This is a genomic window from Desulfolutivibrio sp. (assembly GCF_036584575.1).
Classification (GTDB): Bacteria; Desulfobacterota; Desulfovibrionia; order Desulfovibrionales; family Desulfovibrionaceae; genus Desulfolutivibrio.
Map to the genome: position 1 here is coordinate 19,549 of NZ_JAZHDB010000224.1, position 19,321 is coordinate 38,869.

At 67.1% G+C, this 19,321-nt stretch carries 22 protein-coding genes; 16 read left to right on the plus strand and 6 right to left on the minus strand.

What is annotated here, in order from left to right; genetic code table 11:
* Positions 1-61 precede the first annotated feature (61 nt).
* From V3572_RS16825 to V3572_RS16870, 10 genes are all read left to right on the plus strand, one after another.
* A complete protein-coding gene (locus tag V3572_RS16825) occupies positions 62-2,101 on the plus strand; it encodes a S16 family serine protease (protein WP_332112188.1) in 2,040 nt (679 codons plus the stop codon).
* Positions 2,098-3,564, plus strand: coding sequence for a sensor histidine kinase (locus tag V3572_RS16830; protein ID WP_332112189.1), 1,467 nt, complete (start codon positions 2,098-2,100; stop codon positions 3,562-3,564). Before V3572_RS16825 ends, V3572_RS16830 begins: the two co-directional genes overlap by 4 nt.
* Entirely contained in the window at positions 3,561-4,919 is a 1,359-nt protein-coding gene (locus tag V3572_RS16835) for a sigma-54-dependent transcriptional regulator (RefSeq protein ID WP_332112190.1), read from the plus strand. The genes V3572_RS16830 and V3572_RS16835 overlap by 4 nt, the downstream gene beginning before the upstream one ends.
* 146 nt (positions 4,920-5,065) lie before the next feature.
* Positions 5,066-5,302: a hypothetical protein gene (locus V3572_RS16840; RefSeq protein WP_332112191.1), complete on the plus strand. Its 237-nt coding sequence runs from the start codon at positions 5,066-5,068 to the stop codon at positions 5,300-5,302.
* Complete coding sequence (locus V3572_RS16845) at positions 5,295-5,801, plus strand: acyl-CoA thioesterase (protein WP_332112192.1); 507 nt, start codon at positions 5,295-5,297, stop codon at positions 5,799-5,801. Before V3572_RS16840 ends, V3572_RS16845 begins: the two co-directional genes overlap by 8 nt.
* Positions 5,802-5,810: 9 nt before the next feature.
* Positions 5,811-6,101 carry a hypothetical protein gene (locus V3572_RS16850; protein ID WP_332112194.1) on the plus strand — a complete coding sequence of 97 codons (291 nt, stop codon included), beginning with the start codon at positions 5,811-5,813 and terminating at the stop codon, positions 6,099-6,101.
* A gap of 184 nt (positions 6,102-6,285) precedes the next feature.
* Positions 6,286-6,516, plus strand: a complete 231-nt coding sequence (locus V3572_RS16855) for a MoaD/ThiS family protein (protein WP_332112195.1) — start codon at positions 6,286-6,288, stop codon at positions 6,514-6,516.
* 1 nt (position 6,517) lies between these two features.
* A complete protein-coding gene (locus V3572_RS16860) occupies positions 6,518-7,357 on the plus strand; it encodes a HesA/MoeB/ThiF family protein (protein WP_332112196.1) in 840 nt (279 codons plus the stop codon).
* Between the two features lie 82 nt (positions 7,358-7,439).
* Positions 7,440-7,766 carry a helix-turn-helix domain-containing transcriptional regulator gene (locus V3572_RS16865; protein WP_332112197.1) on the plus strand — a complete coding sequence of 109 codons (327 nt, stop codon included), beginning with the start codon at positions 7,440-7,442 and terminating at the stop codon, positions 7,764-7,766.
* Positions 7,767-7,823: 57 nt separating this feature from the next.
* The gene (locus V3572_RS16870) at positions 7,824-9,242 is read left to right on the plus strand and encodes a right-handed parallel beta-helix repeat-containing protein (RefSeq protein WP_332112198.1); all 1,419 of its coding nucleotides are present in this window, start codon (positions 7,824-7,826) and stop codon (positions 9,240-9,242) included.
* Between the two features lie 62 nt (positions 9,243-9,304).
* On the opposite strand, the gene cbiD is transcribed toward V3572_RS16870, so the two are convergent.
* The 3 genes from cbiD to V3572_RS16885 are packed head-to-tail and all read right to left on the minus strand — an operon-like array spanning position 9,305 to position 12,835.
* Positions 9,305-10,453 (minus strand): cobalt-precorrin-5B (C(1))-methyltransferase CbiD, encoded by a 1,149-nt coding sequence (gene cbiD / locus V3572_RS16875; RefSeq protein WP_332112199.1) that lies wholly within the window; start codon positions 10,451-10,453, stop codon positions 9,305-9,307.
* Positions 10,446-11,822, minus strand: coding sequence for a cobyrinate a,c-diamide synthase (locus V3572_RS16880; protein WP_332112200.1), 1,377 nt, complete (start codon positions 11,820-11,822; stop codon positions 10,446-10,448). The genes cbiD and V3572_RS16880 overlap by 8 nt, the downstream gene beginning before the upstream one ends.
* Positions 11,819-12,835, minus strand: a complete 1,017-nt coding sequence (locus V3572_RS16885) for a D-alanyl-D-alanine carboxypeptidase family protein (protein ID WP_332112201.1) — start codon at positions 12,833-12,835, stop codon at positions 11,819-11,821. Before V3572_RS16885 ends, V3572_RS16880 begins: the two co-directional genes overlap by 4 nt.
* A gap of 553 nt (positions 12,836-13,388) precedes the next feature.
* Here V3572_RS16885 and V3572_RS16890 point away from each other — a divergent pair.
* From V3572_RS16890 to V3572_RS16915, 6 genes are all read left to right on the plus strand, one after another.
* Positions 13,389-13,547 carry a hypothetical protein gene (locus V3572_RS16890; protein ID WP_332112202.1) on the plus strand — a complete coding sequence of 53 codons (159 nt, stop codon included), beginning with the start codon at positions 13,389-13,391 and terminating at the stop codon, positions 13,545-13,547.
* A 36-nt stretch (positions 13,548-13,583) separates the two neighbouring features.
* Complete coding sequence (locus V3572_RS16895) at positions 13,584-15,020, plus strand: sensor histidine kinase (protein ID WP_332112203.1); 1,437 nt, start codon at positions 13,584-13,586, stop codon at positions 15,018-15,020.
* A gap of 91 nt (positions 15,021-15,111) precedes the next feature.
* Positions 15,112-15,393, plus strand: a complete 282-nt coding sequence (locus tag V3572_RS16900) for a type II toxin-antitoxin system Phd/YefM family antitoxin (RefSeq protein WP_332112204.1) — start codon at positions 15,112-15,114, stop codon at positions 15,391-15,393.
* Positions 15,390-15,812 carry a type II toxin-antitoxin system VapC family toxin gene (locus V3572_RS16905; RefSeq protein ID WP_332112205.1) on the plus strand — a complete coding sequence of 141 codons (423 nt, stop codon included), beginning with the start codon at positions 15,390-15,392 and terminating at the stop codon, positions 15,810-15,812. The genes V3572_RS16900 and V3572_RS16905 overlap by 4 nt, the downstream gene beginning before the upstream one ends.
* 117 nt (positions 15,813-15,929) lie before the next feature.
* Positions 15,930-16,142: an antitoxin MazE family protein gene (locus V3572_RS16910; protein ID WP_332112206.1), complete on the plus strand. Its 213-nt coding sequence runs from the start codon at positions 15,930-15,932 to the stop codon at positions 16,140-16,142.
* The gene (locus tag V3572_RS16915) at positions 16,139-16,462 is read left to right on the plus strand and encodes a type II toxin-antitoxin system PemK/MazF family toxin (RefSeq protein ID WP_332112207.1); all 324 of its coding nucleotides are present in this window, start codon (positions 16,139-16,141) and stop codon (positions 16,460-16,462) included. The genes V3572_RS16910 and V3572_RS16915 overlap by 4 nt, the downstream gene beginning before the upstream one ends.
* 18 nt (positions 16,463-16,480) lie before the next feature.
* Here the strand turns inward: V3572_RS16915 and V3572_RS16920 are convergent, their stop codons facing one another.
* From V3572_RS16920 to acs, 3 genes are all read right to left on the minus strand, one after another.
* A complete protein-coding gene (locus tag V3572_RS16920) occupies positions 16,481-16,843 on the minus strand; it encodes a hypothetical protein (protein ID WP_332112208.1) in 363 nt (120 codons plus the stop codon).
* Positions 16,844-17,070: 227 nt separating this feature from the next.
* Positions 17,071-17,304, minus strand: a complete 234-nt coding sequence (locus tag V3572_RS16925; RefSeq protein ID WP_332112209.1) for a helix-turn-helix transcriptional regulator — start codon at positions 17,302-17,304, stop codon at positions 17,071-17,073.
* Positions 17,297-19,255, minus strand: a complete 1,959-nt coding sequence (acs, locus tag V3572_RS16930; RefSeq protein WP_332112210.1) for an acetate--CoA ligase — start codon at positions 19,253-19,255, stop codon at positions 17,297-17,299. Before acs ends, V3572_RS16925 begins: the two co-directional genes overlap by 8 nt.
* Positions 19,256-19,321: the final 66 nt, after the last annotated feature.

The window sequence follows — 19,321 nt, forward strand, 5'->3', positions numbered from 1 at the left end:
TTTGCAACGGGCGTTCGTTTGCGCAACGCAACCCCGGCCAGGGCAAAAAGGGAGCCCGGACATGATTTTTTTTCGCAAAAACGACGAGACGCGCCAGGACGCTGAGCCCGGCCCCCAGGGACTCGCCGAACGCGCCCGGGCGGCCGAACTGCCCCCGGCCGCCCGGGAGGCCGTGGACGCCGAGCTTGGCCGGTTGTCCACCACCGACCCCTCGGCGGCGGAATACGCCATCTCCACCAATTACGTGGAGCTCTTGCTGTCTTTGCCGTGGAATGCGGTCACGCCGGACAGCCTGGATCTGGAACGGGCCGAGGCGGTGCTCGACGCCAGCCACGCCGGGCTTGGGCAGATAAAAGACCGCATCCTGGAGCATCTGGCCTCGCGGACCATGCGCCAGAAGAGCGAGGCCTGGATCCTGGTGGTGGACGACGAACCCATCGCCCGGGAGAATCTGCGCCATGTGCTGGTCCGGGAGGGCTACCGGGTGGAGACGGCCGAGAACGGACAGGCGGCGCTGGAGCGGGTGCGCCGTTTCGAATTCGATCTCATCGTCACCGACCTCAAGATGGACCGCATGGACGGCCTGCAACTGCTCGACAAGGCCAAGGCGGTCTCCCCGGCCACCAAAATCATGATCGTCACCGGGTTCGCCACGGTGGACACGGCGGTGCGGGCCATCAAGACCGGGGCGGTGCATTATCTGACCAAGCCCATCGACCTGGATGAGTTTCGGTCCTCGGTGCGCGGCATCCTGGCCCAAAGGCCTGCCGAGACCGCCTCGCGGTCCCCCATCCTGTGCTTTGTGGGGCCGCCCGGGGTGGGCAAGACCTCGGTGGGCATGGCCATCGCCCAGGCCATGGGCCGGACGTTCACCCGCATGTCCCTGGCCGACCTGCGCGACGACGCGGAGCTTCGCGGCCATCGCCGGACCTACGTGGGGGCCCTGCCCGGCCGGGTGATTTCGGCCCTGCGCGGGCTGTCGGTGCGCAACCCGGTCTTTATGCTCGACGAGGTGGACAAAATCGGCCGCGACGTTAAAGGCGACCCGGCCCAGGCCCTGCTCGAGATCCTGGACCCGGAGCAGAACTGCCGCTTCGTGGACCGCTATATGGAAGTGCCCTTCGATCTGTCCGGGGTGTTTTTCATCGCCACGGCCAACTCCACCGAGCGCCTGGCCGGGCCGGTCCTGGACCGCATGGAGGTGGTGCCGTTTTCCGGCTATTCCGAGGAGGAGAAGATCGAGATCGCCACCCGGTTTTTGGCGCCGCGCCAGTTGCGCGAACACGGCCTGACCCATCCCTATCCCGATTTCACCCGCCAGGCCTTGCAGGACATCATCCGGGGCTACACCAACGAGGCCGGGGTGCGGGGGCTGGAGCGGGAAATCGCCCGGGTGTGCCGCAAGATCGCCCGGGTGTGCCTCAGCGAGGGCAAGACCGGATTTGCGGGCGACATCGCCCCGGACATGGCCGCCGCCCTGCTCGGTCCCCGCCGGTTCAGCCACGAAACCGCCGGGCATGGCCCCCAAGTCGGCGAGGCCGTTGGGCTGGTGTGGTCCGAGACGGGCGGGGAGATCGTGTCCGTGGAGGTCTCGCGCATGCGCGGGGCCAGCAGGCTGTTGCTCACGGGATCGCTTGGCGAGGTGCTCAAGGAGTCCGGGCAGATTGCGCTCAGCCATCTGCGCAGCAACGCCGTGGACTTCGGCATCGACCCGGGATTTTTCGCCGAACACGACATCCATATCCACATCCCGGCCGGGGGCGTGTCCAAGGACGGCCCTTCGGCCGGTCTGACCATGGCCGTGGCCCTTTTTTCCCTGCTTTCGGGGCGACCCACGCCGCCGGGCATGGCCTTTTCCGGGGAGATATCCCTTTCCGGCCGGGTGCTGAGGGTGGCCGGGGTGCGCGAGAAGCTTTTAGCCGCCGTGCGGGCGGGAATCACCAGCGTGGTGTTGCCCATGGAAAACGCCGCCGAGGTGGAAGAGGCCGGACGCAGCATGGCCGCCCTGCCGCGCATCGTCCTGGTGTCCGAGGTACGCCAGGCCCTGGCCGCCGCCTTTGACGCCCCAGCCGGGCAGACGCTCCCCGAGGTCAAACCGTGAACATTCGCCAAAAGATCGTCATGAGCATCATCGTGGCCTTTGCGGGCATGGGACTTCTGGGCAGCATCTCCTACGACCATCTGCTGCGCATCGGGGAGGCCCTGCGCCTGGCCGAGGTGGTGGACGACCTCAGCAACGACATCCTGGAGGTGCGCCGCTACGAGAAAAACTACCTGCTCTACGCCATGGACGAAGACTACCGGGAAAGCCTGCTCTTCGTGGACAAAAGTCTGGACATCATCCGGGGCATCGTCACCCAGTCCCTGGAGGGCCAGGCCCCGGCCCAGGGCGAGGCCGACTTCATGGGACTTCGCGACCAGTTGACCGCCTACCGCAACGCCGCCGCAAAGCTGGCCGAGACGGCCGGTTCCACGCCGCCGGAGGCCGTGGAGAAGGCCCAGGCCGCGCTTCGCGAACAGGGCCGGGGCCTGGTGGCCACCTCCCGGCGCATCAAGAAGGTGCAACGCGACGGCATCCTGCGCATCGTGGACAACTTGAAGCGCCAACTGCTGTTTTCCACCCTGACCCTGATTTTTTTGGGCATCGGGTTTTCCTGGGTGGTGGGCCGCCGCATCATCATCGCCCTGCAACTCATCGAGGATACCACCCGGCAGGTGGCCACGGGACATTTCCAGGCCATCGACCTGCCCCCGGGCCGCGACGAGACCAGGGACGTGGTCAATGCCTTAAACCGCATGATCAAGGAGCTCGACAAGCGGCAAAATCAGCTTCTACAGGAAAAGAAGCTGGCCTCGCTGGGGGTTCTGACCTCCGGAATCGCCCATCAGCTCAACAACCCCTTAAACAACATCTCCACCTCCTGTCAGATCCTGCGCGAGGAGGACATCGGCAAAAACGACGCCTTCGTGGCCCAGATGCTGGACAACATCCACCATGAGGTGCTGCGCTCCCGGGATATCGTCAAAGGCCTTTTGGATTTTTCCCGGGAAAACGAATTCACCATGAAGCCCACCCGGCTGGCCGATCTGGTGGAACGTTGCGTGGGGATGGTCTCGGCCCAGCTCCCGGCCGACGTGGACATCGCCCGCCGGGTGCCGGACGACCTGTGCGTGCCCCTGGACTCCCAGCGCATGCAGGAGGTCTTTTTGAATCTGTTTTTGAACGCCGCCCAGGCCATCGGAGACCATCCCGGGACCATCACCGTGTCCGCCGAACGCGACGACCTTGCCGCCCAGGCGGTGATCCGGGTGGAGGACACCGGTCCCGGCATCGACCCCGAACATCTGGGCCGGGTGTTCGATCCCTTCTTCACGCTCAAGGATGTGGGCAAGGGCACGGGGCTCGGGCTTTCCGTGGTCTTTGGCATCGTCAAAAAGCACGGCGGAACCATCCTCGCCGAGAGCGAACCCGGCCGGGGGGCGGCCTTCATCATCCGTCTGCCCCTGGGCCGGGAAACCTGTCCGCCTGAGAAGGCCGAGCCTGAACAGGAGGTGTCGGCGTGAACGAACTTCCTCCGCAAATCCTGGTAGTGGACGACGAGCCCATCGCCCGGACCAATCTGGCCCATGTGTTCTCCCGGCGCGGGGCCCAGGTGACCGTGGCCGGCGGCGGCCGGGAGGCCTTGGCGGAACTGGAGAAAAACGAATTCGACCTGGTCATCACCGACCTGATCATGGAGGGCGTGGACGGCCTTGCGGTCCTGGAGCGGACCAAGACCCTGTGGCCGGACACGGAGGTGGTGGTGGTCACGGGCTATCCCACGGTGGAGACGGCGGTCACGGCCATGCGCCGGGGGGCCTACGACTACCTGGCCAAGCCCTACGGCATCGAAGAGGCCCGGCTTCTGGCCCAAAAGGCCCTGGAGAAACGGCGGCTGCGGCAGGAGGTCAAGACCCTGCGGGAGCGGCTGCGGGACAAACCCGACCCGTTGACCATCATCGGGCACTGTCCGGCCATCGAGCGCCTAAAGCGCACCGTGGCCCAGGTGGCCCCCACGGATTCCACGGTCCTGCTTCTGGGGGAGACGGGCACGGGCAAGGAGTTGGTGGCCCGGACCCTGCACCTGCTGAGCGCCCGGCGGGACGAACGCTTTCTGGCCGTCAACTGCGGGGCCTTCAACGAGGAGCTTCTGGAAAACGAGCTGTTCGGGCACGAGCCAGGGGCCTTCACCGGGGCCGTGCGCCTGAAGAAGGGGCTTTTCGAATCCGCGCCGGGGGGCACGCTTTTTCTCGACGAGCTGGGCGAGACCTCCCCGGCCATGCAGGTCAAGCTTCTGCGGACCCTGCAGGAGCGGGTCATCCGGCGGGTGGGCGGGGCAAAGGACATTCCCGTGGATGTGCGCATCGTGGCCGCCACCAACAAGGACTTGCGGCGCGAGGTGCAGGCCGGGCATTTTCGCCAGGATCTCTATTATCGCCTAAACGTCATCGTCCTGACCCTGCCGCCCCTGTCCGAGCGCGAGGGGGACGTGGCCCTGCTGGCCCGGTTTTTTTTGGCCAAGATGGCCAAAAAGCTCGGCCGGGACAGCCTGACCATGTCGCCGGAGGTGATGGAGATCCTCGTCGACTACCCCTTTCCCGGCAACGTGCGCGAACTGGAGAACATCATCGAGCGGGCTGCGGTCATGGCCGAGGGGGAGGCCATCGATGTCCGCCATCTGCCCCCGGACTTAAGCGGCGAGCCCGTGCGCGTGGCCAGGCCGTGCGCCAACGAACCCGTGACCCTGGAGGAGAACGAGCGGCGGCATGTGGCCTGGGTGCTGGGGCATTGCGGCGGCAGCCGCACCAAGGCTGCGGCGGTGCTGGGCATCGACCGGGCCTCCCTGTGGCGTAAAATCAAGAAATTCGGCCTGGAATAAGACGCGGCAAATCGGGGCTCGGTTCGCCGTCCCCGGCGTTTCCCCTGTTGACCGGCCGTGCCGCCGACGGTATGGAACGGAAACGTGCCGGACAATCCTGTCATGTCGGCGCGGCAACGGACATCAAAGCCCATCGGAGCACCTCCATGCGTCGGTTTTTTTTCTCGACTGCCCTGGTCACGGCCCTTCTCGCCATAGGCTGTACCTCCGCAACCACCCCGGATTACGACACCCGCGTGGCCACCGAACGCGATTTCCTCGACTGCCAAAACCAGTCCTATGTCTCCACCGGCACCATGACCGATCCCGGCGTGGCCTCGGAACGACAGCAACAGATCATCGACGAGTGCATGCGGCACAAGGGATACAACGTCAATGACTAAGCCGGGCAAGGCCGTCTCCGTGAGCCAGGCCGTGGTGTTGCAGCGCATGCTGCCCCAGGACGCCAATCCGGCAGGCAACGTCCACGGTGGGGTCATCCTCAAATGCATCGACACCGCCGGGAGCATCGCGGCCATGCGCCACTGCCGCACGGCCGTGGTCACGGCCTCCTTCGACCGCATGGATTTTCTCAAACCGGCGTTTATCGGCGAGGTGGTGATCTTTCGGGCCAGCGTCAACTACGCCGGGCGCACCTCCATGGAGATCGGCGTGCGGGTGGAGGCCGAGGATCTGATCACCGGCGAGATCCGCCACACGGGCTCCGCCTATCTGACCTACGTGGCCCTGGACACGAACCGCCACCCCACGCCCGTCCCGGAGCTGATCCTGGAGACGGCCGAGGACTGCCGCCGCAATCGCGAGGCCCGGGCCCGGCGCGAGGTCCGGCTGGCCGAGAAACACAGTGAACGCGCCTCGCAAAACGAGGCCACAGCCTGCTAAAGGATGCCCATGGCCGCCACCATCGACGAAATCACCATCAATTACGAAGAAGACGGCCTCTTGAAGGTCAAGGAGCTGGACAAGGTCGTGCTCTCCAAAGGGGCCTGGACCACCATCATCTTCCGCTTCACCCAGTGGGACAACAAACTCGGCGACTACGGCCCGGATCGCTACATCATCCGCCGCTACAAGAAACAAAACGACGAATACCGGTCCCAGTCCAAGTTCGCCATCTCCAGCCGCGATCAGGCCAAGAAAATCATCGCCGCCCTGACGCAGTGGGTCGATCTGACGGAGTAGGCCCATGACCGCCGCCCCGGTCCTCCCGGATACACCGGTCCCGCCGGACACGTCGGGCTTGCCGGACACGTCGGCTCCCCCGGTTCTCCATGGTTCCCCGGGTTCCACGGAGTCCCCGGACGGGACGGGTTTTCCCGCCGGGGCAGGGGCGGACGGTCCGACTTCCCCGGCAGGCCCGGAGACCATGACGGTCACGGTCAAATGTCTGGCCACCCTGGCCGCCTGCCAGCCTGCGTCCGGTCCCGCCGTGCGGCTGTCCGGGTCGGCCCCGCGCGTGGCCGATTTGGCCGCCGTCCTGGGCCTTCCTGTCGCCAACATCACCACCATCCTGCGAAACGGCGTGCCCGCCGACGGGGACACGCCCCTGGCCGACGGTGACGCCGTGATCTTTCTGCCCACCCTAAGCGGCGGCTGACATGGACCTTCTCCGCGCCATCGCCTCCCGGGCCACGCCCGGACGTCTCCCCGACGGCACGCCGGTGCGGGTGTTGTCCGGTTTCCACTGCGCCGTCCTGGCCCGGGAGCATTCCCTGCCCGCCCGGGAGGTGGACGCCCGCGCCCTGGATGCGGGCATTCTGCCCGGCCGCTACCTGCGCAACTTCATGGCCTATTCTCCGGCTGAACAGGCGGGGCTTTTGCGTTCCACGGCGGCCCTGGTGGGGCTTGGCGGGCTTGGCGGCACGGTGCTTGAGATTATGGCCCGCACCGGGGTGGGGACCATCGTTGCGGCCGACGGCGACCGGTTCGAGGAATCGAACCTGAACCGCCAGCTTCTAGCCGAGGGCGCCCGCCTGGACCGCCCCAAGGCCGAGGCGGCGCTTGCCCGGGCGGCGGCGATCAATCCCACGGTGACGGTCACGGCCCGGGCGGCCTTTCTGGATGCGGCGGGCATGGCGGCCTGCGTGGCCGGGGTCCAGGTGGCCGTGGACGCCCTGGGGGGGCTCGTGGATCGTCCGGTTCTGGCCAAGGCGGCGGCGGCCCGGGGCATCCCCCTGGTAACGGCGGCTGTGGCCGGGGACACGGGGTACGTGGCCACGGTTTTGCCCGGCGGCCCGGCCTTGTGGGATATTCTGGGGGGCTCGGCCGACCCGGCCGAAAACGCCCTGGGCTGTCAGGCGGCCGGCGTCACGGTGGCGGCGGGCCTTCAAGCCGCCGAAGCGCTGCGCCTGTTGGCCGGGCGGCCGCCGCGACTGGCCGGGAGGCTCCTGGTCGTCGATCTGTCGGATATGACCTTCGAGACGGTGTCGTTGACGTAGGAAGGACGGGGACATCGCCGGGTTTGGCCGAGAGCGGCAATGGGATGGGCCGCTTGGCAGGATGATCCATGGGAGACGAACCATGACCTTGACCCGCGATTTCCGCATGACCGTGCAGCATCGCACCGGACACGATCCGGCATTTCGCCACGCCATGCTGAAAGAAGGCGTCGACGCCCTGCTGGCCGGGGACGTGCCTGCGGGAAAGGCGATTTTGCGCGACTACATCAACGCCGCCGTGGGGTTCGGCCCCCTGGCCGAGGCCACGAACATCCCGGCCAAAAGCCTCATGCGGATGCTTGGCCCCAGGGGGAATCCCCGCGCGGACAACCTGTTTCAGATCATCAGCCAGTTGCAGGCGCACGAAGGGATTCGGCTGGGGGTTGGGGAAGAGGTTTCGGCGAGGTAGAATTGTTTTGGGAATCCGCCCCGGTTGCAATCGTTTGGAAACATGCTACGGGGGAGCATGAACACAACCGCCCCCCGCCTGGATTTGGCCCTGGCCCTGGTCATCGTCCTGGCGGCGGTCCCGGGAAGCGCCGCCGCCTCCTTTCTCTCCGAAATCGGCGTGCAGCCGCACGTCTGCAATGCCGCCGTCCTGTCCGGGAACCTGCGCCACGTCGCCCTGTCCGGAAGCGACGCCGCCGGGGACGGCTCGGCCGCCAAGCCCTACCGCACCCTTTTCCGGGCGGCGGAAACCGCCCAGCCCGGCGACACCATCGTGGTCCGGCAGGGGACGTATGCCGAGCCCCAGGAAATCCGCATCCGGGTCGCAAACGTCGCCATCCGCTCCTTTCCCGGCGAATGGGCCGTGGTGGACCGGCGCTCCGAGACCGGCCAGGGCTCGGGCATCTACTTCTACGTCGGCGCCGACGGCGGCAGCCTCGAATGCATCGAGGTCGCGGGCGGCTTCTATGCCGTCTCCACGGAAACGAAATGGGACTGGGGCGACCCGGACGACCGGGCCGGGGCCTCGCGCCTGCGCATCGCCAACACGAAACTGCATGGCTCCCAGCGCGACGTGGTCAAAATCAAGCCGAATTGCGACGACATCAGCATCGAACACAACGAGATCTATGACTCAGGCATCGGCCTGTCCCCGGACGACTGCAACGCCGAGGGCGTCGACAACGTCAACGGCGACCGCAACCGCGTGGCCTACAACCACATCCACGACATCTGCTCCAACGGGGTCTACCACAAGGGCGGGGCCACGGACGGGGTGGTGGAATACAATCTGATCGAAGACACGGGCGGCGCAGGCATCCTGCTCGGGTTCGACACCAGCCCGGAATACTTCGACCTCACGGTCAATCCCGACTATTACGAGAACATCCGGGGCGTCGCGCGGTACAATCTGGTCCGAAACACGGGCGGATCAGGCATCGGGTTCTACGCCTCGCGCGAGGCCGCAGCCCACAACAACACCATCATCAATGCGGCGAAAAGCTACCACGGCCCGATCTATTTTGGCGTCACCTTCCAGGACTGGGACCCCGAGGCGGGCCGTCCGGCCAACCGCAACCCGGCCTCATATCGCAACATCGTCAGCCAATCCGCGACCCTGGCCCAACCCCTGGTGTCCATCAGGTACGCCTCGGAGCTTGGAGGCCTAAGCGCCCTGTCCGGAACCCTGAACACCCATCACATCTGCTACTGGCAGGCAGGTCATGCGGCCATTTTTGCGGACGGGCGCACGGATTTTACGGGGACTTTCACCCAGTGGCGGACGCATATCGGCGGCGAGGCCGGATCGCTCTTGACCGATCCGCTGCTCGACGCCGACGGGCTGCCGCACAATCCGCGCTGTACGGGCCTGGGCCACGCGGCCATGCCGCCGGGGTCGGACGTGCCTGCACGGCATCTGCTTCTGGGCGGGCCCTAGCGCCGAGGGGAGGCGGAGGAGGACAGGGACGGGCTGGGCGACTCCGGAATGACCGCTCCGGATCACAGCGGCCGGTCGTCGTAATCCAGGGCCAAAAACTCCAGACGCGGCCCGGGACCGGCGAAGGTCCGGGCCTGGGTCAGGGCCTTGTGCACAAGCTGCCGGGGCAGTCCGGGAAAGGCCGGGTCGTCCCGGGCCAGCTCGAAGGCGTGGCGCACGGTATTGGCCGTGGCCACGGCCGCGCAGACATCCGCCGCAATCCCGGCCTGGCGGCACCAGTCGGCCAGGGCCGCAAAGTCCGTGTCCGTGAGGTGGGCGTGGGTGTTGCCAAGCCCCATGGCCATCTTCACCAGCTTGCCGGGATAGGCGCACAGGGTCACGGCGGCAAAACCCCGCCCGGCCGCCTCCAGTGAATATCCAAAAAAATCCGCAATCTGCACGAAGGCCTGCTCCGGCAACCGGGGCAACGTCCGCCGCAGGGCCTTTTCGCTGCGCCGTCCCGTGGACAGGCCCACATGGTCGAGGCCCATGGCCCGGGCCACGTCCAGGGCCTCGCGCACGGCCCCTTTCCAGGCCTCATGGCTAAACGGCTTGACGATCCCCGACGTGCCCAGGATGGAGACGCCGCCCACGATCCCCAGGCGCGGATTCATGGTGCGCGCCGCCAGGGCCTCCCCGTCCTCCACGTCCACCACGGCCGACAGGCCGTGGGCGGGCGTTTGTCCGGCCATGTCCAAAGCCTCGGCCAGGGCGGCCCGGATCTGGGCCAGGGGGCCGGGGTTGATGGCCGGCAGGCCCACGGCCACGGGCAGCCCCGGCAGGGTGACCACGCCCACCCCCGGGCCGCCTGCGATGCGGATATCGCCCGGCGGCAGGGAGGCGTCGAACCCCACGGTGCAGCCGATGCGGGCCTTATGGGTGACGTCGGGGTCGTCGCCGCCGTCTTTCACGGTCACGGCCCGGACCCGGCGTCCGGCGGCCGGGGGCGTTCCGGTCCCTGGGGCCGCAACTCCCATGTCCGGCGTGTCTGGCGTGTCCGCCACCTCGCCCACGGGCACGGTCAGGCGGGCGCCGTCGGGCAGGGGGATGTCCATGGGGCAGAGGCGCGTGTCCGGGAGCAGGCCCAAAAGGGCCAGGGCGGCGGCCTTGGCCGAGGCCGAGGCCGCGGAGCCGGTGGTGAAGCCGCTGCGCAGGGGGGGGCGGTCAGGCATGGGCGGCGGCCATGGCCGCCACGAAGGCCGGGGCCAGGTCCGGGTTGCTGCCGAAATGCAGATGCACGTAGCTGCCAAGGACGCGGCCCTGGACATAGCCTTCCGGGGCGTCCAGGCGTCCCGAGCGGCCGGACAGGGCGTAGATGGCGTCGCCGGGGGTGTCGCCAGGGGGGGCGGCCAGCCGCGAATAGTGGAATTCATGCCCCCGGGCCTTTGTTCCCGCCGGTCCCAGAAGGCTTGCCGTCAGGGTTGTCGCCTCCCGGTAGCCCAGAGCGGCGAAGCGCGGCCCCATGACGGCGGCGCAGGGGAAGACCCCGGCCATGGGAAAGGTGCGGCCTGCGGCGTCGGCCAGGGCCTCCATGAGGTACATGAACCCGCCGCATTCGGCGTAGACCGGCCGTCCCGAGGCGCAAAACTCCCGCACGGCCCGGCGCATGGCGGCGTTGTCGGAAAGCTTCGCGGCGAAAAGCTCGGGGTAGCCGCCGCCCAGGTACAGGCCGTCCAGGCTAGGCGGCAGGGCCGCGTCGCCAAGGGGCGAGAAGGGGCTGATCCCGGCCCCGGCGTCGCGCAAAAGGCGCAGATTTTCCTCGTAATAAAAGCTGAACGCCTCGTCCCGGGCCACGCCCAGCCGGACCCGGGGTTCTGCCTGCGGGGCGGGGGCGGGCTCGGACACCTGGCATAGGGGCAGGCTGTCCAACAGCCGGGTCACGTCCAGGCGCAATTCCACGGCGTCGGCCAGGGCGGCGTACACGGCCGGATGATCGGCGTCCTCCCCCGGGGCGCACAGCCCCAGATGCCGCGAGGGCAGGGCCAGGGCCGGATCGCGGGGCAGATAGCCAAGGACCGGCATGTCCGGGACGCTTTGCATGGCCTGGGCCAGGATTTCCCGGTGCCCCTCGCCGCCGACCTGGTTAAAGACCACCCCGAGAAACTCCAGGTCCGGGTCGAATTCCGCAAAGCCCTTGACCAGGGCGGCGGCCGAGCGGCCCATGGCCCGGGCGTCGACCGTCAAAAGGATGGGAAGCCCCAGGATCTTGGCCAGCCGAGCCGTGCTTCCGGCGTCGCTTTGGCCGGAGAACCCGTCGAAAAGGCCCATGACCCCCTCCACCACCACGGCGTCGGCCGTGGCCGCATACCGGGCGAAGACGGCCCGCACGGCCTCTTCGGACAGCATCCAGGAATCCAGGTTGTGGGAGGCGCGGCCCGTGGCCGCCTGATGGTGCCGGGGATCGAGGAAGTCGGGACCGGCCTTGAAGGCGGCCACCCGGAAGCCGCGCCGGGAGAGCGCGGTCATGAGCCCCACGGCCAGGGAGGTCTTGCCCCGGCCGCTGCCCGTGGCCGCCACGACCAGACCGGGGACGGCGGTCATCGGGCGGCGGCGACGACCTTGGCGGGCGGCCCGTGCTTTTCGGCCAGCTTGAAGCCTTCGTCGATAAGCCGGGCCGTCTGGACCTCGCGCACCTTGGGGCTGCGCGCGCCCAGGACCACGGCCAGAAGTCGTGTGTCGCCGCGCTTGGCCGTGACCACGATGTTGAATCCCGAGGCGTTGACGAAGCCGGTTTTCAGGCCGTCCACGCCGTCGTATTTGCCGAGCAGCGTGTTGGCGTTGCGGCGCATGATTTCGTTGTGGCTGAAATATTTCATGGAATGGATGGCCAACGCCCCGGGGAAGCGCTCCAGATAGGTCTTGGCCAGCCTGAGCATGTCCCGGGCCGTGGTCAGTTGGCCCTCGGCAGGCATGCCGTTGGGGTTTTTAAACGTGGTGGAGGACATGCCCAGGCTGGCGGCGGTCTGGTTCATGCGGGAAACGAAGTCATGGATGGACGGCTCCAGGCGTTCGGCCACGGCCACGCAGGCGTCGTTGGCCGAGGCGATGGCGATGCCCTTGATGAGCTCCGTGAGCTTGACCTCCTCGCCGGGATGCAGGGCCATGTTGGAGCCCCCGGCGGCCGGGGCGTGCTCGGTGACCGGGATCATGTCCCAGGGCCGCAGGTCGCCGCGCTGGATGGACTCGAAAACGATGTACAGGGTGAGGATCTTGGTCAGGGAGGCCGGGGCGATCTGGCGGTCGGCGTCCTGCTCGTACAGGATTTCGCCGGTGTTGACGTCCATGAGCAAGGCGGATTTCACGTCCAGGCGGCCGTCCTCGGGCGGGGCCTCGGCCACGGGGGCGGCCTTGGCCTTGGCCTTGGGCATGCGGGCGGCGGAACGCTTTTCGGCCTTGACCGGGGCCTTTTCGGCCTTGGCCTTGGTCTGGCGGGCGGCCTTGGCCTGGCGGTCCTTTTCGGGACGACCGGCGGCCGGAGCGGCCATGGCCGAGACGAACAACAGACAAACGGCGGTAAAGAGGGCCACAAGGGCTGGGCGGCAAGTTTTTTTCATGGCGGAAATCCCCATGCACGTCGGTGATGCGGCAGGTGCGAAGCTTGTAGCCCCGGCAGGGCTCCATGTCAAAACGCGTCGTCCGTCACGGGGTTCCGGGCGTCCCGGCGAGGTTCTGCAACGCGGATGGCGCGGTGTGCAAAACACGGCCGGGGACGAACGGGACGATCCGAGCCAATGCAGTACGTGCATACGGTGAAAAGGAAACGGTATGCAATATCTTTTTTCGGCAATGGCGCGAGGCGGATGCGGCTGCATGGCGGAGGCGGTCGCCAACGATGCGGGACGAAGGAAAACGGTGCGTGTTTTCTGTGGCGCTGTCCGGCGAAGGGCTGGCGTGTGCCGGACGTGGCGCACCGGTTTCCGGTCATGCACCGTGGAATGGGTCTGTCGGGGCGGAATCGGAAGAGGGCGGACGTGCCGCCATGACCATGCGGCAGTGTTCCCGGGGCGTCGTGCCCCTTGACGCGGGTCACGATCAATAGGAAGGTGGCGCATGCGCCAGACGTCCCGCCGGGACGCGGATGCCGCCTGATGGACGCGGAGGTGGAACATGCGCCGCATTGTCGCGCTAGGCATCATGATCATTTTGTCGGGAGCGGCTGTCGGTTGCGCGGACAGGCAGACCTCCTTTCTCGAGGTCCGCATGACCGGCGACGCCCGGGTGTACGGACAGTACTTCAGCAACAGAAACTTCACCGGATGGAAATAGCCGGGCCTGCCCGGCGGGCGGATAATAACGGACTCCATGGCCAGCACGCACCTCGACATTTCCGATCTCCCGGCCAAACTCGCCGAACTGGAAACCTTCGCCCTGGAGCGCAACGACTATCGGGTCAAGCGTCTGGTGGGCGAGCTCAAGCGGGCGGCCAAGATGCATGCCACCTCCCAGGCGCTTTTGCGGGAGGAGGGCATGAGGTTGCGCAAGGAGGTGGAACGGCTCAAAAAGCAGGCCGTCACCTTGCAATCCCAGGTGGAGACGGCCTTTGAGAGCTACCATTCGAGCCTGATCACCTTCGAGAAGTTCCGTTCGGGCATCCGTATCGTGGAGCAGATGCGCACCCACGAGGATCTGCCCGGCATCGTGGAAGGCATCAAGAAGCTTTTCAACCTGCGCGCCGTGGGGCTTTTGCTGGACGAGGCGGAATACGCCCCGTTTCTGCCCGACACCATCCGCCGCGCCCCGCTTTCGACCATCCGTCAGGCCGTGGCGGCGGCCATCCCCGATCCCGTGCGCCGGGCCTCGTTCATGGGGCCGGTGACCGAGGCCCCGGACCTGGAATTTTTTTTCGGTCCCTCGATTCTGGGCGGCGGCGGCACGCCGCGCCTGGGCTCCTGTTTCATCTATCCCCTGAAGGACAAGTTCGGGCCGCAGAAGATGGTGGGGGTCATCGGCTTTTTCGACGGCAACCCCAAACGCTACGCCCGGGAGAAGCGGGCCGACTTTCTGGAGCATTTCTGCGATATCCTGGGCTATGCCGTGGTGGATGTCACGGATCGCAAAAAGGCCGACGCGCTGCGCGAGGACGTGGAGCGCATGACCCGGCACGACCTCAAGTCCCCGCTGACGGCCATCCTGACCCTGCCCCAGTTGTTTCGGCGCGAGAGCAACCTCACCCCGCGCCAGACCGAGATGCTCAATCTGGTGCAAAGCGCCGGATACCGCATGCTGCACATGATCAACCAATCCCTGGATCTCTACCGCATGGAGCGCGGGGCCTACGAACTGACCCCCCAGCCCGTGGACATCCTGCCCATCCTGGACAACATCGCGGCGGAACTGCGCGGGATGCTCGAATCCCGGGAACTGTCCGTGGACATCACCGTGCGCGGCAGGCCCCGGCAGGAGGGCGACGCCTTCGTGGTCCAGGGCGAGGAGATGCTGTGCTACACCATGCTTTCGAACCTGGTGCGCAACGCCCTTGAGGCCTCGCCTCCCGGCGGGCGCATCGATGTGTCCCTGACGGAGAACGGCGCCCTGGACGTGGCCGTGCACAACGCCGGGGCCGTGCCCCAGGAGATCCGCTCCCGTTTCTTCCAGAAATACGTGACCGCCGGGAAAAAGGACGGCACGGGCCTTGGCACCTACGGGGCCCGGCTCATCGCCCAGACCCACGGCGGCCGCATCCGCATGGAAACCTCCGAATCCCACGGCACCACGGTCGTGGTCCAGTTTCCCCGGTAGCCCCGGGAGGGTTTGGGCCGCGACCCTGGACAGCCTTGCGCCGCATGGTGTAGATGAAGATATACATCTACACCATGAGAGGAGGACCGCCATGGAAACCGTCAATGCCCTGACCCTGCGCAACCGGTTGGGCGAGGTGCTAAAACGTCTGGCCAGCACCGGCGAGCCCATCGCCGTCAGCAAGGGACGGATCGTCCAGGCGGTCTTGGTGACCCCGGCCGATTTTGAAAAACGGTTTGCGGAATACCAGTCCAAGGAGAAAAAACGCGCCCTTTTGGCCAAGGTTCGCAGTCTTCGGCAACCCGGGGTGTCCCCGGAAGAGGGTCTTGCCGCGCTGCGGGAGATACGCGGCGAAGTGGGAGAGGCGTCGTGATCTTCGTGGTGGACGCCTCGGTGGCCATCCGGTGGTTCACGGGCGGGCCGTCGCCCCAGGCCGAGGAGGTTCTGGAGACCATGGTCGCGGCGCCGGGCCGCTTCGCCGTGCCCGAATTGTTTCTGTTTGAATGTTTTTCCGTGCTCACGCGGATTGCGCCAAACGGCCGGGAGATTTTCGAGGACGGCATCATGCCGATTCTGGACGGCGGGGTTTTTCGCGCCCCGTTGACCACGGCCTTGGCCCGATTGGCGGAGGGCTTCGTGCAACGCGGCCTGACCGGGTATGACGCCTGTTATGCGGCCTTGGCCCGGGAGCTGGACGGGACATGGCTGACCTTGGACCGCAAGGCGGCCAGGCAGGTGGGGGCCGGTGGGCGGGTCATCCTGCTGGATGCCGGGGAGCGTGTCGGGCTGTGAACGCTTACACCCGCATGTCCAGGCTGGGGGCGGCGCTTTGCGACTGCGCCCCGGTCTGCGACCCGGCGGCTTGACAATCCCTGGTCGCATGTTACCTGTCTTGTCTGGAGGTGCGCCATGCAGACGCAGGAAACCAAGCAGTCGCGGTATCGTGAGCGGTTGCGGGCCAGAGGGCTTCGGCCGGTGCAGATTTGGGTGCCGGATACCCGGCGGGACGGATTTGCCGAGGAGTGCCGCCGTCAGGCCTTGTCCGTGCGGGATGAGGCGCTTGAGCGCGAGACGCTGGACTGGCTGGCCGCCGTGGCGGATACCCGGGGGTGGGCGGAATGAGGCGCGGGGATCTGGTGACCGTGATCGTCCCGGGCGCATACGGAAAGCCGCGCCCCGCGTTGGTGGTGCAGTCGGATTTGTTTCAGGCCCTGTCCTCTGTGACGGTGGTTCCCATCACCAGTGAGCGGCACAGCGCGCCGCTATTTCGCATCGACCTTGAGCCGGATGCGGAAAATGGGCTCGCCAAATCGTCCCAGGCCATGGTGGACAAGCTGCAGACCGTCCCGAGGGAAAAGGTCGGCGAGGTCTTCGGGCATGTGCATCAGGAAAAGATGCTCGAAATCGTCCGTTCCCTCTCCCTGTTTCTAGGTCTCGCCTGACAGCCGCCGTTGCCTGCCTCAGACCCGCATGTCCAGGCTGGGGGCGGCGCTTTGCGACTGCGCCCCGGTCTGCGACCCGGCGGCGTAGCGGGAGCGACCCTGGTCGGCGGCCGTGCGCTCCCGGTCGGCGTCTTGTCCGGTTCCGGCGCCCGAGTCCGCGCCGGTCACGGGTTCGGACCCAAGCGAAGCCAGGCCCGGGGACAGGACGACGGGGGAGAAGTTTTGCGAGGGGGAGGATTGGGCGGCGCGGGCCGGTTCCTGGGTGACGGCCGCTACGCCCTGGGTGTCCGCCACGGCCCGGGCGGCGTCAGGGGAGACGGCCTGGGGCCAGGATGTGGCCATGAGGGACCGGGCCAGGGTTTGGGATGAGCTTTCGATCATGGCTGCCGCCGGGAATACAGGTTGCCGTACTGAAGTATCCTATCGGCAGGCGGCAGGGGAAACTTGAGGGCCGGGCAAAAAATATTATGCACCCGGGATGGCGGGTGCGACCTCGGCAGGACGGCTTGGGTGATCGGCCATGTCCGGCGAGACGCCCGGCCGACCCGGCAAGGACGAGGGCGCCTTGGGCGGTGTGGCTGACGGCAGGCAGAAACCCTCCGGAATGCTTAGAGAAAGACCTTGTAGGAGGTGCCCAGGGCGGCGGCCAGCCGCTTGGCCATCTCCTTGCCGATGGGGCGGCGGCCGTGCTCCATCTCGGAGATGTGGCTGGGGCGGCAGCCGATCAGGGCGGACAAAGCCTTCTGGGTCATGTTTTCGCGATACCTGGCCCCGGCCAGCACATGCCCGGGATGCCGGTCGGGAAAGGCCTCGGTCCAGGGGATGGTGTCGCCGCTATTCATCCTCCAGCGTCTCCCCTTCATCCCTCTCCACCCCAAGCTCGCCGTCGCGAAGCGCCCGGCGCAGTATCTTGCCGCTGCGGGTATGCGGCAGGGACTCGCGAAATTCGATGGCCTTAAAGGCCACAATCGGCCCAAGCTCGCGCCGCACATGCCGCGCGATATCCGCCCGCAGGGCGTCCTCGCCGTCGAACTGGGCCTCATAGCCCGGAACCGGGGCCACGAACGCCTTGGCCGCCTGCCCCTTGATCCTGTCCGGCAGGCCGATCACCGCCGCCTCGGCCACGGCCCGGTGCGACAAAAGCGCAGCCTCAAGCTCGGCCGTGCCCATGCGCCGCCCGGCGATGTTGAGCACGTCGTCCGCCCGGCCCTGGATGAAATAGTACCCGTCCTCGTCCCTGTGGGCCATGTCCCCGGCGAAATACATCCCCGGGATGCGGCTCCAGTAATCCGCCAGACAGGCCCGGGCCTCGCCCATGTCCTCGGTCGGCTCCTTGAACATGCCCGGCCAGGGTTTTTTGATGACCAAAAAGCCCCCCTTGCCCGGCGGCAGGGAGTTGCCCGCCGCGTCCACCACGTCCGCCGCGACGCCCGGCAGCGGCTTGCCCACGGAGCCGGGTTTGAGCGGCGAGATGGGCAGGGGGCTGATCATCATCATGCCCGTCTCCGTCTGCCACCAGGTATCCAGCACCGGGCAGCGCGAACGGCCGATGTGCTTGTGCAGCCACAGCCAGGTCTCGGCCCCGATGGGCTCGCCCACGGACCCCAGGATGCGCAGAGTCGAAAGGTCGTGTTTTTTGGGATACTGCGGCCCGTAGCGCATGAGCAGGCGCAGAAGCGTGGGCGTGGTGTACAGCGACGTCACCCCGTGCCGGGCCACCATGCTCCACAGCCGGTCGGCCTGGGGATAGAGGGGATGGCCCTCGTACATGATGGAGGTGGCCCCGGCCAGAAGCGGCCCGTAGATCCCGTAGGCATGGCCGGTGATCCAGCCCGGGTCGGCGGTGCAGAAATAGATGTCCGTGGGCTTTAAGTCGAAGACCTCGCGGAAGGTGTGGTGCACGCCCACCATGAAGCCGCCGTGGGCATGGGCCACGGCCTTGGGGCGGCCGGTGGTTCCGGAGGTGAACAGCACAAACAGCTCATCGTCCGATTCCATGGCCGCGCAGGCGGCCTCGGCGGATTCCCGGCGCACCACGTCGTGATAGAAAAGGTCGCGCGGCGCGGTCATCTCCACGTCGATGCCCACCCGGGGCACCACCACCACGGTTTCGGCGCAGCCGCCATGCACCCCGAGCAGGGCGTCGTCCACCACGGGTTTGAGCGGGATCACCCGGCCGCCCCGGTAGAAGCCGTCGGCCGTGACCAGGATCTTGGAGCGGGCGTCGTTGATGCGCTGGCGCAAAAAACGGGCCGAGAATCCGGCGAACACCAGGCTGTGCGACGCGCCCACCTTGGCTGCGGCCAGCATGGCGATCAGCGTCTCGGGCAGGGGCGGCATGTACAGCGTCACCCGGTCGCCCCGGACAAGGCCCAGGGACCGGAAGGCGTTGGCCAGGCGGTTCACCTCCCGGAACAGCTCGTAATAGGTGAACTTGCGGCAGTCCCCGGCCTCGCCCTCCCAGATCAGCGCCAGGCGGTTCTTGTTTCCCGAGCGGGTGTGCCGGTCCAGGGCGTTGTGGGCGATATTGCAACGGCCGCCCGCAAACCAGCGGTAGCGGGGCGGGTTGTCGTCGTCGAGCACCCGCTCCCAGCGGCGGTGCCATTCCAGTTCCTCGGCGGCCTGCTCCCAATAGGCCAGGGGATCGGCGGCGGCCAGGGCCAGGGCGGCTTCCAGGTCGCCGGGGGTGACGTTGGCCTCGATGACGGTCTGGGGATCGGGCCTAAACACCCGGTTTTCCACATGCAGGGCGTCGAGCGCGCCGGTTTTTGACTCGTCGTATCGCTTCGGCACGTCACAACTCCTAAAGCCCGAGCACCTGTTTGAGCTCGCCGATGCGGCGGCGGCCAATGGGCAGTT

What these genes read in the sequence shown, in the direction of transcription:
- V3572_RS16920 (WP_332112208.1), bottom strand. Translation starts at nt 16,843, where the DNA reads ATGATCGAAAGCTCATCCCAAACCCTGGCCCGGTCCCTCATGGCCACA.
- V3572_RS16880 (WP_332112200.1), bottom strand. Translation starts at nt 11,822, where the DNA reads ATGACCGCCGTCCCCGGTCTGGTCGTGGCGGCCACGGGCAGCGGCCGG.
- V3572_RS16890 (WP_332112202.1), top strand. Translation starts at nt 13,389, where the DNA reads ATGCGCCGCATTGTCGCGCTAGGCATCATGATCATTTTGTCGGGAGCG.
- V3572_RS16825 (WP_332112188.1), top strand. Translation starts at nt 62, where the DNA reads ATGATTTTTTTTCGCAAAAACGACGAGACGCGCCAGGACGCTGAGCCC.
- V3572_RS16860 (WP_332112196.1), top strand. Translation starts at nt 6,518, where the DNA reads ATGGACCTTCTCCGCGCCATCGCCTCCCGGGCCACGCCCGGACGTCTC.
- V3572_RS16840 (WP_332112191.1), top strand. Translation starts at nt 5,066, where the DNA reads ATGCGTCGGTTTTTTTTCTCGACTGCCCTGGTCACGGCCCTTCTCGCC.
- V3572_RS16845 (WP_332112192.1), top strand. Translation starts at nt 5,295, where the DNA reads ATGACTAAGCCGGGCAAGGCCGTCTCCGTGAGCCAGGCCGTGGTGTTG.
- V3572_RS16865 (WP_332112197.1), top strand. Translation starts at nt 7,440, where the DNA reads ATGACCTTGACCCGCGATTTCCGCATGACCGTGCAGCATCGCACCGGA.
- V3572_RS16915 (WP_332112207.1), top strand. Translation starts at nt 16,139, where the DNA reads ATGAGGCGCGGGGATCTGGTGACCGTGATCGTCCCGGGCGCATACGGA.
- V3572_RS16870 (WP_332112198.1), top strand. Translation starts at nt 7,824, where the DNA reads ATGAACACAACCGCCCCCCGCCTGGATTTGGCCCTGGCCCTGGTCATC.
- V3572_RS16900 (WP_332112204.1), top strand. Translation starts at nt 15,112, where the DNA reads ATGGAAACCGTCAATGCCCTGACCCTGCGCAACCGGTTGGGCGAGGTG.
- V3572_RS16850 (WP_332112194.1), top strand. Translation starts at nt 5,811, where the DNA reads ATGGCCGCCACCATCGACGAAATCACCATCAATTACGAAGAAGACGGC.
- V3572_RS16910 (WP_332112206.1), top strand. Translation starts at nt 15,930, where the DNA reads ATGCAGACGCAGGAAACCAAGCAGTCGCGGTATCGTGAGCGGTTGCGG.
- V3572_RS16855 (WP_332112195.1), top strand. Translation starts at nt 6,286, where the DNA reads ATGACGGTCACGGTCAAATGTCTGGCCACCCTGGCCGCCTGCCAGCCT.
- V3572_RS16895 (WP_332112203.1), top strand. Translation starts at nt 13,584, where the DNA reads ATGGCCAGCACGCACCTCGACATTTCCGATCTCCCGGCCAAACTCGCC.
- V3572_RS16885 (WP_332112201.1), bottom strand. Translation starts at nt 12,835, where the DNA reads ATGAAAAAAACTTGCCGCCCAGCCCTTGTGGCCCTCTTTACCGCCGTT.
- cbiD (WP_332112199.1), bottom strand. Translation starts at nt 10,453, where the DNA reads ATGCCTGACCGCCCCCCCCTGCGCAGCGGCTTCACCACCGGCTCCGCG.
- V3572_RS16925 (WP_332112209.1), bottom strand. Translation starts at nt 17,304, where the DNA reads ATGAATAGCGGCGACACCATCCCCTGGACCGAGGCCTTTCCCGACCGG.